This is a genomic window from Streptomyces sp. NBC_01426, assembly GCF_036231985.1.
GTDB lineage: Bacteria > Actinomycetota > Actinomycetes > Streptomycetales > Streptomycetaceae > Streptomyces.
The window spans coordinates 6,632,437-6,647,628 of sequence record NZ_CP109500.1; the positions used below are offsets into that span (position 1 = coordinate 6,632,437).

General features: G+C 74.1%; 12 protein-coding genes. 5 read left to right on the forward strand and 7 right to left on the reverse strand.

Features of this window, described 5'->3' with window-relative positions:
* Positions 1-17 precede the first annotated feature (17 nt).
* The 5 genes from OG906_RS29655 to OG906_RS29675 all read right to left on the reverse strand — a co-directional run bounded on the left by OG906_RS29655 (position 18) and on the right by OG906_RS29675 (position 5,311).
* Complete coding sequence (locus OG906_RS29655) at positions 18-734, reverse strand: hypothetical protein (protein ID WP_329447164.1); 717 nt, start codon at positions 732-734, stop codon at positions 18-20.
* The gene (locus tag OG906_RS29660) at positions 731-2,344 is read right to left on the reverse strand and encodes a serine/threonine-protein kinase (RefSeq protein WP_329447165.1); all 1,614 of its coding nucleotides are present in this window, start codon (positions 2,342-2,344) and stop codon (positions 731-733) included. Before OG906_RS29660 ends, OG906_RS29655 begins: the two co-directional genes overlap by 4 nt.
* A 119-nt stretch (positions 2,345-2,463) precedes the next feature.
* Positions 2,464-3,717, reverse strand: coding sequence for a Tm-1-like ATP-binding domain-containing protein (locus OG906_RS29665; RefSeq protein WP_329447166.1), 1,254 nt, complete (start codon positions 3,715-3,717; stop codon positions 2,464-2,466).
* A 48-nt stretch (positions 3,718-3,765) separates the two neighbouring features.
* Positions 3,766-4,245 (reverse strand): NUDIX domain-containing protein, encoded by a 480-nt coding sequence (locus OG906_RS29670; RefSeq protein ID WP_329447167.1) that lies wholly within the window; start codon positions 4,243-4,245, stop codon positions 3,766-3,768.
* A 46-nt stretch (positions 4,246-4,291) separates the two neighbouring features.
* Positions 4,292-5,311: a cation diffusion facilitator family transporter gene (locus tag OG906_RS29675; RefSeq protein WP_329447168.1), complete on the reverse strand. Its 1,020-nt coding sequence runs from the start codon at positions 5,309-5,311 to the stop codon at positions 4,292-4,294.
* Positions 5,312-5,531: 220 nt separating this feature from the next.
* Here OG906_RS29675 and OG906_RS29680 point away from each other — a divergent pair, with 220 nt between their 5' ends.
* Genes OG906_RS29680 through OG906_RS29690 form a run of 3 tightly spaced genes read left to right on the forward strand, consistent with a single transcriptional unit; the run spans position 5,532 to position 9,753 of the window.
* Positions 5,532-8,021 carry an FHA domain-containing protein gene (locus OG906_RS29680; RefSeq protein ID WP_443067470.1) on the forward strand — a complete coding sequence of 830 codons (2,490 nt, stop codon included), beginning with the start codon at positions 5,532-5,534 and terminating at the stop codon, positions 8,019-8,021.
* Positions 8,022-8,026: 5 nt separating this feature from the next.
* The gene (locus OG906_RS29685) at positions 8,027-8,746 is read left to right on the forward strand and encodes a hypothetical protein (RefSeq protein ID WP_329447170.1); all 720 of its coding nucleotides are present in this window, start codon (positions 8,027-8,029) and stop codon (positions 8,744-8,746) included.
* Positions 8,746-9,753, forward strand: coding sequence for a serine/threonine-protein kinase (locus OG906_RS29690; RefSeq protein ID WP_329447171.1), 1,008 nt, complete (start codon positions 8,746-8,748; stop codon positions 9,751-9,753). Before OG906_RS29685 ends, OG906_RS29690 begins: the two co-directional genes overlap by 1 nt.
* A 45-nt stretch (positions 9,754-9,798) precedes the next feature.
* Here OG906_RS29690 and OG906_RS29695 read toward each other — a convergent pair whose 3' ends face one another.
* Together OG906_RS29695 and OG906_RS29700 are read right to left on the reverse strand one after the other, a co-directional pair.
* The gene (locus tag OG906_RS29695; RefSeq protein WP_329447172.1) at positions 9,799-10,170 is read right to left on the reverse strand and encodes a hypothetical protein; all 372 of its coding nucleotides are present in this window, start codon (positions 10,168-10,170) and stop codon (positions 9,799-9,801) included.
* A gap of 83 nt (positions 10,171-10,253) precedes the next feature.
* Positions 10,254-11,519, reverse strand: coding sequence for a streptophobe family protein (locus tag OG906_RS29700; protein ID WP_329447173.1), 1,266 nt, complete (start codon positions 11,517-11,519; stop codon positions 10,254-10,256).
* Positions 11,520-11,720: 201 nt separating this feature from the next.
* Between OG906_RS29700 and OG906_RS29705 the strand changes: the two genes are divergently transcribed.
* Together OG906_RS29705 and OG906_RS29710 are read left to right on the forward strand one after the other, a co-directional pair.
* Positions 11,721-12,992: a DUF6777 domain-containing protein gene (locus OG906_RS29705; RefSeq protein ID WP_443067471.1), complete on the forward strand. Its 1,272-nt coding sequence runs from the start codon at positions 11,721-11,723 to the stop codon at positions 12,990-12,992.
* Positions 12,993-13,052: 60 nt separating this feature from the next.
* Positions 13,053-15,122, forward strand: a complete 2,070-nt coding sequence (locus OG906_RS29710; protein ID WP_267796960.1) for a SpoIIE family protein phosphatase — start codon at positions 13,053-13,055, stop codon at positions 15,120-15,122.
* Positions 15,123-15,192: the final 70 nt, after the last annotated feature.

Sequence of the window (15,192 nt, forward strand, 5' to 3'; positions counted from 1 at the left end):
GGTCCTCCCCGCGTCGTCTAGGAACGGCAGCGGTATGTGAACTCCACCGAGGCCGTGTGCCGCGAGGGCGACAGCAGCTCGATCTCGGCCCGCGCGGGGTAGGTTCCCGCGCCCTGGAACGTCCACAGCAGATGCAGCGAGACCTCCCGCTGCCCGCTCGGCACCCGCTCGGTGAGCTGCGGGGAGCGCGTGCCGTCGCTGCGGAGCCAGCGGTACGCGAACGTCCCCGGGCGCCCGTTGGTCCGTACGAGCGCCACCACGTCGGCGGCGGAATCGCAGCTCGGCCCCTTCGGATCGGTGCTCACCGCCACGTCCCGGACCTCGACGGCCGGCCCGAAGCGCTGCCACCCCAGGTACGCGAGCACCGCGGCCAGCACCACGGCGGCCAGGGTGTACCGACGCCACTGCCCGCCGCGGCGGCGCGGGGCGCCCACCGCGGTCCCGACGATCACGGGGAACGGGGCGGGCACGGCCGCCGTCACCCCGGGCCCGAACCGCAGGACGGAGCCCTCGATCCGGTCGGGCACCGCTCCGGGGGTGGTCTGCGGGGTGTCGAACCGTTTCGTGTCCGGGTCGTCGAGGCGCCGCGTGTCCGGGTCGGAGCCGGGCGCTCCGTCGAGCCGCCGCGTCGCCGGTTCGTCGGCGGGGTCCCCGGGAGGGCCGCTGAACCAGTGGCTGCCGAGCACGGTGGCGCTGTAGTCGTCGTCTCCCTCGGGAGCCCGGGCCTCGCTCATCGCGGCACCTCCTGACACCTGGGGATGAAGATCGAGTCGACGGCCGTCCTGCCGGACGTCGGCTCGGTGGTGACACGAGCGCTCACGTAGCAGCCGCCGACCCGCGCGAGGGCGTGGCTCCGCGTCACCGGGCCCGTCCCGGCCTCGACGGCGACGGAGTCCGCGCCGTCCGCAGCGCGCAGGTCGCCCGGGCTGTCGCCGCGGAACCACTCGATGGTCACCGTCGCCGGTCCGCCCCGCACGTCCAGGGACACGGTCGCCCGACCGGCGCTCGGGGCGGCGGACAGGGTGACGGACACCCCCGAGACGACCACCGGAGTCGGCGTCGGAGTCGGTGTGGGCGTGGGTGTGGGCGTCGGGGTCGGCTCGGTCACGGTCGGCGTGGGGGTCGGCGTCGGGGTGACGCTCGCGCCGGGGCTCGTGGACGTCGAGGGCGAGGCGGACGGCGACGCGGACGCCGAGGGACTCGCGGACGGCGACACCGACGCCGAAGGGGAGCCCGACGGGCTCGGACCGGGGGCCGGCGTGGCCGCCGGCGCACCCGGACTGGTCGTCGCGAACGCGCTCAGCGCCGCCGCGCCGTCCGGCTCGCCGCCGACCGCGTCGTACGTGAACATCAGCAGCGCCCCGATCACCAGCACCGCACCCGCCGCGAGCGCTCCCCGCCGCCCCGGCAGCAGGCTCGTCGGCGGCTTCAGGGCGGTCGTCGCCAGCGCGGTGGTACCGGCGGCCGGCGCCCCCGCCGAGGGGAACAGCAAGGGCAGCAGCGCCGCCAGCGCCGCCAGTTTGCGCTGCCCGCGCTCCTCCCAGTCGGGCCCGTACGCGGCCAGCGCCACGCCCTCCAACTCCGCGACGAACGCCTCGGCGTTCTCCGGCCGTCGCTCGGGCTCCTTGGCCAGACCGCGCCGGATCAGCGGACGCACCGGCTCCGGGGCCTCCGTCTCCGGTACGGGTGCCTCGATGTGCTGGACCGCCAGCTCCGCGAAGTTGGTCCCGTCGAAGGGCTTGCGGCCCGTGAGGCACTCGAAGAACGTCGCCGTCGCCGCGTACACGTCGGCCGCGGGGGAGGCCGGCCGTCCCTGCCACTGCTCGGGGGCCATGTACGCGGGCGTGCCCGCCACGCCGGGCGTGCTGCCGCGGCCCGCCGCGATCCCGAAGTCCACCAGCTTCGACGAACCGTCCGCCGAGACCAGCACGTTCTCCGGCTTGTAGTCCCGGTGGACCACCCCCGCCCGGTGCGCCGCGGCCAGGCCCAGCAGGGACCCCTTCAGCACCACCAGCGCGGCCTCGGCGTCCGCCCGGCCGGACTGCTTCAGCAGCGCGCGCAGGGAGATCCCGTCGACCAGTTCCATCACGATCGCGGCGCCGCCGGGCGCCTCCACGTACTCGTACAGTCCGACCACGTACGGCGAGCGCAGCCCGCCCAGCAGCCGCGCCTCCGCGCGGAACTCGCGGACGAACGCGGGGTCCTCGCGCAGCCGGTCGCCGAGGTACTTCACCGCGACCGCGGTGCCCGTCGCCTCGTGCACGGCGAGAACCACGCGGCCGCTGCCGCCCGCACCGAGCTCCCGGACCTGGGTGTACCCGGGTACGGTCCACACGTCGTTCATCGTTCCCCCCGTCCCCGGCGGCGTCGCGCCCGGTTGCGGTCGTCCCCGACCGGCCACCACCAGGGACACGGTTTCCGCCACGGCCGGTTCCCAACCTCGCGGGGTGTCTCGAACGGGCGTCAGGCCGCCGCCCGCTCCGCGCCGATCATGGCGTGCAGTCGGTCGGCCGCGTCCCGGCCGAACGCCGGGTCGTTGATGTGGGTGTCGTAGTCGTACAGCCGGGCGGCACTGCCCCGCAATCCCTCGCGCAGAGCCGAGAACAGCGCCCCGTCCGCACGGGGGTCATGGTAGGGGCCACCCGGCGCCCCGAGCGTGGACAGTCCGCGCAAGGGGACGCACACCGCCGTGGGGCCGGTGGCCGACCGCAGCTTGGCCGCGACCCGCCGGCCCAGCTCGGCGCACTCGGACACGGTCGTACGGATCACCGTGATCGAGGGATTGTGCACGCGCACCCGCCGGTACCGGGCCCGTTCGGGCAGGCTCTCCAACGGGCCGAACTTCACCATGTCCAGCGCGCCCAGGCTCACCACCTGCGGAATCCCGGCACGACCGGCCGCGCTCAGCCGGTCGGGGCCCGCCGTGAGGATGCCCCCGCACAGGTCATCGGCCAGCTCGCTCAGGGTGAGGTCCAGCACGCCGGCGAAGATCCCCTGACCGGCCAGCTTCTCCAGGGTCCGGCCGCCCGTGCCGCTGACGTGGAAGACGAGCACTTCGTAGCCCAGCTCGGTCAGTCGTTCCCGGGCCGCGTCCACGCCGATCGTGGTCACGCCGGCCATGCTCGCCGCTATCAGCGGCCGCCCACCCGCGGCCGGCCGGGCCGGGCCGGGCTCCCGGGAGGAGCGGACGAAGCCCCCGGCCATCGCGGCGACCGCCTCCACGGCGTTCGCGAGCACGGGAGCGGAGACGCTGTTGATCCCCGCTATGTCCACGACGCTGTACATCATGGTGATGTCCGAGGATCCGACGTACGGGGCGACATCCCCGGACGCCATCGAGGAGACCATCACCTTCGGAACGCCCAGCGGGAGCGCCCGCATGGCCCGGGTCGCGATGGACGTCCCGCCACTGCCGCCGATCGCGAGCACCCCGTGCAGCCGCCCCTCGTCGTGCAGGCGCAGGAGGGTCGCCTCCGCCCCGGCGGCCATCGCGGTGACGGCCGCCCCCCGGTCGGCGGCGGCGCGCAGGTCCGCGAGTTCCGTTCCCGCGGCCCGCGCGACCGCCTCGCGCGACACGTCCGCCGGCACCCGGGGCTCGTCCATGATCCCCGTGTCGACCAGCACCACCTCGACGCCGGCGCGCAGCAGCCTCTCGCGCAACCAGCCGTACTCCACACCCTTGGTGTCCAGGGTCCCCACCAGCACGACGCTCGTCATATGTGCAATGTCCACGCAGGTGGGGTTTGTTGGCAAGTCAAGGTCGGGTCAACCCTTCAGGAGCACCAACAGCCGCTCCAGGAACGCCACTTGGCCGGGAAGCAACCTGGATTCGGCCACTGCCGGAGTGAACCAGGCCACCGTGTCCAGTTCCGGGAACTCGCCGATCCGCCCCGAGTGCGGCGGCCACTCCATGGTGAAGGTCCCGGGCACCATGAGGGCCGGATCCAGGTCCGCCCGCACCGCCCAGATCGTCACCAGCTTCCCGCTCGGCATCCGGCTCTCGCCCAGGGGCAGGTACGGGCCCTCCGGGGGCGGCAGGCCGATCTCCTCCGTGAACTCCCGGCGGGCCGCGTCGAGCGGGGTCTCCTCCGGGCCGTACTCGCCCTTGGGGATCGCCCAGGTACCGGCGTCGCCGCGCCGGTCCCACAGCGGTCCGCCCATGTGCCCGAGCAGGACCTCGATGTCGGTCTCCTCTTCGCCGGCCCGTCGGAAGAGGAGCAGTCCGGCGCTGCGTTTCTGTGCCATGCCGGTATCCATGCCCCGCGGAAGGGGCATCGGCACCACCGGGCCGTCAGTGGTCGTGCGGACCCTCGCGGTGGACCGGACCGTGCGCGTCCGCGCAGTGCGAGACGCCCGCCGGAACATCACCCGGCCGCCGCCCGACCGAGAGCAGCTCGTCCTGCACGTGGTCCACCTGGAGCGTGGTGTGCGTGATCCCGTACTCCTTCTCCAGCAGCCCCTCCAGATCGCGGCGCACGGCGTGGCAGTCGCCCGCCGGTTCCACCAGGACGTGCGCGGAGAGCGCCGCCTGACCCGAGGTGATGGTCCAGATGTGCAGGTCGTGGACCTCGGTCACCGGCGGATGCCCGACGAGCCGGTCGCCGACCGCGTCCGGGTCCGTGTCGGCCGGGGCGGCCTCCAGGAAGATCCGACCGGACTCGCGGACCAGCCCGTAGCCCGCCTTGACCATCAACGCCACCACCACGAGCGAGGCGATCGCGTCGGCCTGCACGAATCCGGTGGTGAGCACGATCAGACCGGCCACGGCGGTGCCGATGAAGGCGAACAGGTCGTTCAGCACGTGCTGGTAGGCGCCTTCGACCGCCAGGGAGGAGCGGTTCGCCTTCGAGATGCACCAGGCCGCCGCCACGTTCACGACGATCCCCGCGAGCGCCGTCACCAGGACGAGCCCGCCCTCCACCGGCGGCGGGTCGAGCAGCCTGCGCACCGCCTCGTACGCCAACCACACGGCCAGCAGGAGCAGGGTCAGGCCGTTGGCCTGGGCGGAGAGTATCTCGGCGCGCTTGAGGCCGTACGTGAACCCGCCGCGTGCCGGCCGGGCGGCGAGCCGCATCGCGATCAGCGCGAGGACGATCGAGACGGCGTCCGTCAGCATGTGCGCGGCGTCCGAGATCAACGCCAGGGAGTGGGCCATGACGCCGATGACCACCTCGACGGCCATGAAGCCCGCGATCAACGCGAGGGCGATTCCCAGCCAGCGGCGGTCGGCGTTCGGGTCGACCCCGTGACTGTGACCGCCGTGGCCGCCGTGGCCGTGGGTGTGATCCTTCGCGTGGTCGTGCCCGGTCATGGCGTCCCCCGTTTGTTCGGTTCCGACGCGTGAAGTGAAGCGCACCTTTCGAAGATGGGCAAAGGCTGCAACGGGGACCGTTGTCATTACCCTTAAGAGTGCTCTGACCTGCGGTTATGCCGAGCGGGTCGGATCGTGGGAAAATCTGACCATGGTCCAGCGCCCCGGTGTGTCGACCGCACCCGAACTCGTTCTGGAAACGGCCGGTGGCTCCACCGCGATGAGCCCGGTCCGGACCTATCACGTCGGTCGGGACCCGCTCTGCGAGATCTGCCTCGACGACGCCCGCGTCTCCTGGCACCACGCCGTGCTGCGCGCCGAGGGCGACCACTGGACCGTCGAGGACGAGAACAGCACCAACGGCACCTGGGCCGACGGCCACCGCATCCACGCCTGGAACGTCGGCGCCGGCAGCGAACTGCGCTTCGGCAGCGTCGACGACGGCCCGCGCGCCCTCCTGCTCGGCCCCAAGCCTCCCGCCGGGGCCGCCGAGCCGTCCGCCAGGCCGTCCGCCGAGGCCGCCGAGCCGCCCGCCAGGCCGTCCGCCGAGCCGGCGGCGACCCCCGCGCCGGCCCCGTCCGCGTCATCCGCCCCCGCGCCCGCCCCGGCTGCCCCCGTGACCCCCGAGCCGTCCGCCACCCCCGCGTGGCCATCGGCGTACGTGGCGTCCACCGGCTCCGCCGGCGGGACCTCGCGACCGTCCTCCGTGTCGCACCCCGGGCTGACCGGCACCTTCGCCCGGCCCACCTCGGTCCGCCCACTGCCCGCGCGGACCGAGGTACGCATCGGGCGGGCCTCGGATAACGACCTCGTCGTCGACGACCTCGTCGTCTCCCGACGCCACGCCGAGCTGCGGGCGCTCGCGGACGGCACGTACGAGATCGTCGACCTCAGCAGCCACAACGGCACCTACCTCAACGGCGCCCGCGTCGAGCGCGCGCCCATCGCCGAGGGCGACATCGTCGGCATCGGCCACACCGCCTTCTGCCTGGTCGGCGACCAGCTCCAGGAGTACGTGGATACCGGAGAGGTCTCCCTCGACGTCCAGGAGCTCTCCGTCGCGGTCGACCACGGCCGCAAGGTCCTGCTCGACCACGTCTCCTTCCCCGTCGGCGCCAAATGCCTGCTCGCCGTCGTCGGCCCCAGCGGCGCCGGCAAGTCCACCCTGCTGGGAGCCCTCACCGGCCTGCGCCCCGCCGACCAGGGCACCGTCCTGTACGACGGACGCGACCTCTACCGCGACTACGCCGAACTCCGCAGCCGCATCGGCCTCGTGCCGCAGGACGACATCCTGCACGCCCAACTCACCGTGCGCCGCGCCCTGACCTACGCCGCCGAACTCCGCTTCCCGCAGGACACCGAGACGGCGGAACGCCAGGCGCGGGTGGACGAGGTGATCGGCGAGCTCGGCCTCGGGCAGCGCGCCGACCAGTCCATCCACAGCCTCTCCGGCGGCCAGCGCAAACGGGTGTCCGTCGCACTGGAACTGCTGACCAAACCCTCCCTGCTCTTCCTCGACGAACCCACCTCCGGCCTCGACCCCGGGATGGACCGCTCCGTGATGCACATGCTGCGCGACCTCGCCGACGACGGCCGCACCGTCATCGTCGTCACCCACAGCGTGCTCAGCCTCGACGTCTGCGACCGGCTGCTCGTCCTCGCCCCGGGCGGGCGCGTCGCCTACTTCGGGCCGCCCGACGAGACCCTCGCCTTCTTCGGCTACGAGCAGTGGCCCGAGGCCTTCGAGGCCTTCGAGAACGAACGGGACCGCGACTGGGCCGCCGAGTACGCGGCATCCCCCCTGCACCGCAGGTACGTGCGCGGGGCCGCCGCCCGGCCCCCGGTCGCGGACGGCAGGCACGGACCGGCCGGCTTCGTCGCCCCTCCGCCCAAGGCGCAGAGCTGGGGCTCCCAGCTCTCCACCCTGGTCCGGCGGTACGCGGCGGCGCTGAGCGCGGACCGCACCTTCCTCGCCATCATGATCGCGCTGCCGTTCGTGATGGGGGCCATGGCCCGCGCCCTGGCCGGCAGCCGCCTCACCCAGGAGACGGCGATCAACGCCCTGCTCATCCTGTGCGTGGGCGGCGTGCTCACCGGCGCCGCCAACGCGGTGCGCGAACTGGTCAAGGAACGGACCATCTACCAGCGAGAACGCGCGGTGGGACTGTCACGCTCCGCCTACCTGATGTCCAAGGTGGTGGTCCTGGGCGCGATCACGGTGGCCCAGGCCGTCGTGTTGACCCTCGTCGCCCTGTTCGGCGTGAACCTCGGCGCCCCCGGCGGCAAGGGCGTCCTCATGCCGCCGCTGCTCGAGATCACGATCGCCGTCGCCCTGTTGTCGTTCACCGCCATGATGCTCGGCCTGCTGGTCTCCGCCCTGGTCAGGAAGGAGGAGGTCACCATGCCGCTGCTGGTCCTCCTCGCCATCGTCCAGGTGGTCTTCTGCGGGGCGCTCCTGCAACTGGACGGGGTGCCGGTGATCCAACAGCTGTCCTGGCTGGTGCCCTCCCGGTGGGCGCTCGGCGCGATGGCGGGCACCATCGACCTGGGCGCGATCGTGCCCGGCCCCCTCACCGACGACCCGCTGTTCGCGCACACCGCCGGCGTGTGGCTGCTGAACCTCGGGATGCTGGTCGCGCTGTCCCTGCTGTTCGGCGTACTGGTCTCCCGACTGCTGCGGCGCCACGAACCCGCCATCATGCGGAAGTAGGCCGCGTGACGAGCCCCGAAGCACCCGAAGGCGCCGCCGACTTCTGGCCCACCCACGTCGTGCCCCGGGACGGCCTGCCCGCCTGGGAGGCGCCGGACGTCTCGCGGCCGACCGCGGCCCTGGACGCCTTCCTGCCCGTGCAACTGCTGTCCCGGCGCGGGGAATGGGCGGAGATCCTGTGCGCCAACGGCTGGTCCGCCTGGGTGGACGGGCGACTGCTGGTCGTCGTCCCGCAGCCGCCGCCCACGGCGGGACGCCCCCTGTCCCGCGCCGAGGACCCCCGACCGCTCCTCGCCCGCGGCGTCGAGGCCCTGGAGCGCTACCGCCGGGCCGCCGACGAACTCGCCTCCGGCCGGACGGACGCCGACGGCTTCCGGCGCGCCACCCGGGGCCTGCGCGCCGGGGTGGTGCTCGACGGGTCGGAGATCTGGCTCTACGACGAGACGGCCGGGCGGTGGATGTACGGCGACGGCACCCGGCGGGCGACCTACGCGGTCGTCGAGGAACCGGGCGCCGCCGCCGGCCCACAGCCGCCGGCCGAGGCCCCGGAACCCGACGCACGGGCGGCCGCCGCGTCCGAGCCCGCGTCCGAGCCCGCGTCCGAGCCCGCGCCCGTTGAACGGGCGGCGGCGGCGGACGACGGCCCCGGCGAGGCGCCACCCGGGCCGGTCGACGGACACGAGCCGACGCGGATCGTCGACACCCCCGGGGGCGGGGGCCGGTGATGTCCGCCGCGGACGCCGCGGGAGGCCGACCGGCCGGGCCGGGGACGCGCATCGCCGGGTACCGGTTGGAGGGCGAGATCGGACGCGGCGGCATGGCCGTCGTCTGGCGGGCGCGGGACCTGCGGCTCGACCGTGTCGTGGCACTGAAGCTGCTGGCACCCGAGTTGGCCCGCAACGACACCTTCCGACAGCGGTTCGCGCACGAGTCGAAGGTGGCGGCGTCCCTCGACCACCCCCACATCGTGCCCGTCTTCGAGGCGGGCGAGGCGGACGGCCTGCTGTACATCGCCATGCGCCACGTCGCCGGACAGGACCTGCGGGCGATGCTGGACCGCACGGGCCCGCTGCCGGTGGCGACGGCCGCGCGGATCGCGGGCCAGGTGGCCTCGGCCCTGGACGCGGCCCACGACCACGACCTCGTCCACCGGGACGTCAAACCGGGCAACATCCTGGTCGCGGAGGGCACCGACAGCGAACACCCCGAGCACGTGTACCTGACGGACTTCGGGCTGACGAAGAAGTCCCTGTCGCTGACCGGGTTCACGAGCGTCGGACAGTTCGTCGGGACGCTGGACTACGTGGCCCCGGAACAGATCTCCGGAAAGCCGGTGGACGGGCGGTGCGACGTCTACGGCCTGGGGTGCGTCGTCCACGAGATGCTGGCCGGCGGACCGCCCTTCCGGCGGGACGACGACATGGCCCTCCTGTGGGCCCACCAGTACGACCCGCCGCCACCGGTGAGCGCGGAGCGGCCGGACCTGCCGGCCGCGGTGGACGAGGTGCTGGCGAAGGCCCTGGCCAAGTCTCCGGAGGAACGCTGGCGCACCTGCCTGGAGTTCACCGGGGCGCTGCGCCGCGCGGGGGAGGAAGGGCCGGTCGGTCGGCGCCCGCCCACCCGGACGGCCTCGGCGTCGCCCGTCGACGCCGCGTCGCCCGGGGCGTCGGAACCGGCGCCCCCGCCGCCGCGTTGGGCGCTGCCCGTCTTCCGGCCGCGAGGCCGGGGCTGACACCGTCTCCGTGTCGCGGTGTGGGAGCTTGTCGCCGGAAGCGGGTCAGGGTCCTTCCCCGCCGGCGAGGGGCAGGCAGAGCACGTACGCCCGGACGTCCGCGTGCGAGGCGGAGGCGTACCAACCCTTGCGCCCGTGCGGACCGGCGACCGGGTGGCTGGCGAGGACGGGGCCGGTCCGACCGTTCTCCAGGGAGTAGCCGCCGGACTGCACGAGCATGCCGTCGGGACAGTAGACCGCGCTCCCGGAGACCTTGCGGGGCGTGGTGTCCTGCGCGCCGACCGGACCGGCCAGATAGCGGGTGCCGGTGGGCGTCGCCTCCGTGGGGAGGGCGGTGGACAGGGTCAGGGCGACGGCGGAGACGGCAAGCAGGCCGCCGGCGTGGAGCGGCCGGAACAGGCCTTTAAACGTGTTCACGGAGGTGAGGTTGACATGCAGAAACGATGCCCCGATGAACCGATATCCCGCTCTTCACCCGTACGGCCCAGCGGTTGCCGGGTTCAGGGCCGCTCCACCCGGCCGCGGCGGCGCAGGGGGCGGGCCACCAGGGCGCCGAGGAAGCCCGCCACGGCGCCCCACAACAGGGCCAGACCGACGTTGCGCCACAGGTGCGGGCCGAGTTCCACCGTGCCCCCGAGACCGCCCGCGTCGCCGATCCCGAGCAGCGACAGACCGAACTCGGCCCGGACCGAGGCCGTCAGGCACACCGCCAGCGTCGCCGGCGCCAAGGCGACCGCCAGGTGCAGCGCGTGCTGCCGCGCCCGGACGTGCGCGGGGGAGCGTACGGCCGCCAGCACCCCCGTGCCCAGCAGCAGGACGGCGGCCACCGGAACCAGCCACCACGCCCGGGAATCGTGTTCCGCGAGCGAGGCGACGTCCACCGTGGACAGGTCCGGGCCGCGCAGCGTCTGGTCCAGCAACCGCGGCATGGGCAGCCCGAACGGCCCGTCCACGCGGCCCTCCCAGGACCCGCCGAAGCCCAGGGTCAGCGCGAGCCACGCCAGGTTCGGCAGGCCCAGCAGGATCACCGCGAACGTCTGCGCGGCGTCCCCCCGGGTGGCGGCCACCACCAGACCGACGACGACACCGATCGCCACGTACGCCAGCAGCAGCACGACCGTGGCGAAGGCGGCCGGGCGCACCGCCGTGTGGAAGCGCACCAGGGCGGCGGGCAACGGCGCACGCCGGGACACCAGCAGGGTGATCACCAACAGGCCCAGGATCCAGAGCAGTCCGAAGAACAGCGTGGCCGGCACCTCGGCCCGGAAGCCCACCGTCGGAGCCGCGTCGAGCAGTTCGCCGATCTCCCCGACGGGGGAGTCGCCCGTGGAGATGCCGAAGTCCTGCCTGGCGACCAGGGCGACACCGAGGAGCGCGAGCAGCCACAGCACCACCAACGGCACGACCCGTCCGAGCAGTTCGCGCGGGTGGGCCACCGCCCGGTTGTGCAGGGGGCGCAGGAAGCAGAGGCCGACCGTCAGGGCGCCGGCCAGGGTCACCGAGAGCGGGAGCACGGACAGGTTCACGTCGGCCTCGGCCAGGAACCCGGCGCCGCCCGACACCCCGATCGAGCCGCCGGCCGCCATCACGACCACGGCGGCGACCACGCGGGGGAACGCGCCCTCCGGGAGGTCGCCCGCACCCGCGCAGGCCAGTCCCGCCGCGGCGATCACGATCATCACCACGAAGCCCGCCACGACGGCCACGAGGGCGTCACGCCAGGCCCGAGCGGGGCCACCGGAGGTCGTTGCTGACGTTCGGCTCACCCGACAACGGTAGGCACCCTCGGCTTGCGGCCACCACCGGGAGGCCCCACACAATGGTCCGCAGGAGTGCAAGAAATCCGGAGATGTCCGTACACCGCAACGGAACGTCCGCCCCGGACCGGAACTCCTCCGTCAGGGAAAGACTCCTCCGTCTGGGAAGAAGAGCCCGTGACCACGCAACCCTCCGGCCAGGAACCGCCGCTGCCGCCGCGGGCGTCACAGTCGCCTTCCGAGCGCCCGTCCGGTCCTCCTTCCGGCCCCCTCTCGGGCGGGCGCCGGGGAGGCCCGCCCGAGCCACCGTCCGGGGGGCCCGCCGGCCCCGACGGTCCCGCGCCCACCGGGCCGTCCGGCAAGGGCCCGTGGTGGCGTTCCGGACCCCGGTTGGCCGCGGCGGTCGTCGCCCTGGCGGCCGTCGTGGCGCTGGTGGTGGTGCTCACCCGGCCGAGCGGCACGCCCTCGTCCACCCGGGCGGGCGGCGGGGAGGTCTTCCTCCAACCGGCCTCCGCGACCGGGCCCGCCCCGTTCACCGAGTCCACGGCGGCCGAGGAGGCCACACCACCGGCGCAGAGCCCGCCGCCCTCCGCGAGCGACAGCGCGCCGGCGACCGGCGCGACGGTCACGCGCAGCGTCAGCGGAGCCGCGCCCGGGCTGTACGGGGGGACCCGGAACACCGCCAGTTGCGACGTCGGGAAGCAGATCACGGCGCTGACCGGGCAACCGGCCGAGAACGCCGCCTTCGCCTCCGCCCTCGGGATCCGACCCGCGGCCGTGCCCGCCTACCTGCGCTCCCTGACCCCCCTGCGGCTGCGCGCGGACACCCGGGTCACCAACCACGGCTACCGCGACGGCAAGGCCACCCCCTACCAGGCGGTGCTGCAGGCCGGCACGGCGGTGCTCGTGGACGACCGCGGGGTGCCGCGGGTGCGCTGCGCGTGCGGCAATCCGCTGGGGGAGCCGGTGGCGCTCGGGGCCGACGCGAAGCGCACGGGGCAGTCGTGGCCCGCGTACCAGCCGCAGCGGGTGGTGGTGGTCGCCCCCTCGGTGAAGGTCGTGAACACCTTCGTGATCTACGACCACCACGACGGGACCTGGTACGGACGCGGCCGCGCCGACCACGACGGCAAGCGCGACAAGCCGGTGCCCCCGCCGGTGACCCCCACCCCGACGGGCACCACGCCCCCGGACACCTCCACGTCCCCGGGGAACGGTTCGCCGACGGACACCGACGCCCCGACGCGATCGCCGGGCGACACCCCCGGCGTGACCCCGTCCGACAGCCCCCCGGAGTCCTCGGCGCAGCCCCCGGGCCGGTCCTCCGAGCAGTCCCCGCAGGAGCCCGCCTCGGATTCGCCCGCCGACACCACCCCGAGCGACAGCACCCCGAGCGAGGCCCCGGCGGATTCGCCGCCCGCCCGCGTCGCCCCGTCGGACACCCCGCCGCCCACGCCGTCCTCGGCCGCGCCCCCGTCGTAGGCGAGCCCCCGCACGGGGTGACCGCGCGCCCCGGCCGGGGAACAGTGAGACCCTGGCTGCATGGACCAGCGGGGAATCACGACCCCCGAGGTCGACTGGCCCGCGCGGCCCGACACGAGTCTCGCGCTCAACCGCATGGGCACCTTCGACTGGGACCTCGACAGCGGACAGATGCACCTGGATCCCACCGCCCTCGAGGTCCTCGACTTGCGTCCGGACGAGTTCACCGGGACCCCCGCCGGACTGCGCATCCGGCTCGTGTCCGGCGAGGAGTCGCGGATCGACGCGCGCGTCGCCCAGGCGCTGAAGGACGGCCGCAGCCACTACGGGGCGTACTTCCGCAGCCGCAGCCGGGACGGAACCCTCGGTTGGACCCACATCCAGGGCCACATCCTGCGGGACCCGCGCGACGGCCGTCCGTACCGCGTCATCGGGATCCTCCGCGACGCCGCCCACGACCCGGTCGAGCCGGGAGCCGCCGGGGAACGCAACGAGGGGCGCCGCCGGATGACCGGCGTCGTCGAACGGACCACCGCGATCCTCGCCCACGCGCGCACCGTCAACGACGTGACCGACGTGCTCAAGGACCCCGAGGCCCTCGGGCACCTCGGAGCCGTCAGCGTGATGCTCGGCGTCGTCGACGGCGCCCGCGTCCACCTCGTCGCCGAAGGACAACTCGGCTCCTACGTTCCCGAGATCGAGTACACCCGCATCGACGCGCGCTTCCCGATGAGCGAGGCCGTACGGACCCTCCAGACGGTCTACGTCACCTCCCGCGAGGAGTTCCAGCGAAGCTATCCGCTGTTGTGGCCGTACATCGAACCGCTGGACGTGCGCAGCGGGGTCTACCTGCCCCTGATCGCCCAGGGCCGTCCCGTGGGCGCGCTCGGGCTGCTCTACAGCCGGGACGGGGACTTCACCACCGAGGAACGGAACGTACTGGTGGCCCTGGGCAGCGGCATCGCGCAGAGCCTCCAGCGGGCCATCCTCTTCGAGCAGGAGCACGACCTCGCGGAGGGGCTCCAGCGGGCCATGCTGCCGCGCAGGATCCCGGAGGTGCCGGGCGCGCTGATCGCCGTACGGTATCGGGCGGCCAGGATGGGCCGGGACATCGGCGGCGACTGGTACGACGTGATCCCGCTCGGGGAGGGACGGGTCGGGGTGGTGATCGGGGACGTGGAGGGCCACGACACCGACGCGGCGGCCGTCATGGGCCAGTTGCGGATCGTCCTGCGGGCCTACATCGCCGAGGGACACACGCCCGGCACGGCGATGGCGCGCGCCTCGACCTTCCTGCGGGAACTGGCGACGGAACGGTTCGCCACCTGCACCTACGGCGAGGTGGACCTGAACACCGGCATGCTGCACCTGGTGCGGGCCGGTCACCTCGACCCGATCGTCCGCCGCGGCGACGGCAGTTGCCACCGGATCCAGGTGGCCGGCGGACTGCCGCTCGGCCTGCCCGCCCACGATCCCCCGGGAACCGGTACCGGCTACCCCGTGACCAGCGTCGAACTCCACCCCGGCGACACGCTGCTGCTCTGCACGGACGGCCTGACGGAACGCCGCGGCGACCGCGCCGATTCCGGGATGCGGGAGGTCATGGACGCCGTCCGGGGCGGACCGGTCGACGTCGAGCGACTGGCCGACGTGCTGTGCGACCTCGTCGGGGACGCGGGCGGCGGCGACGACATGGCCCTGCTCTTGCTGCGCCGCCGGGGCACCCCCGCCCCGCGCGGCGGCGGCCCGTTGCGCCACGAACTCGCCCCCGGCGACCCGAACGGCCCCGCCCTGGCCCGGCACCTGATCCGGGCGGCGGTGGCCGCCTGGGGCGCCCGGGAGCGCGCGGACGAGATCGAGCTGGCCGCCGACGAGCTGATGACGAACGTCCTGGTGCACACCGACGGCGCGGGACACGTCAGCCTGCGGCTGACCGCAGAGGGGCGGATCCGCATCGAGGTCGAGGACTCCAGCAGCGCCCTGCCGCACCGGCGCGAGGCGGGGGACTGGGCGGTGTCGGGACGCGGCCTGCTGCTGGTGGACCGGCTCGCGGACGACTGGGGGGTGGAGCCCCGGGGCGGCGGCAAGTGCGTGTGGTGCGAGTTCATCGTCCCGCGGCGGGCCGGCTAGGTCGTCTCTTTCGGATCTCGCCGGGCCGTCGGCGCCCGGCCGCCCGGCGAATGGCTGAACACGCCGCTCC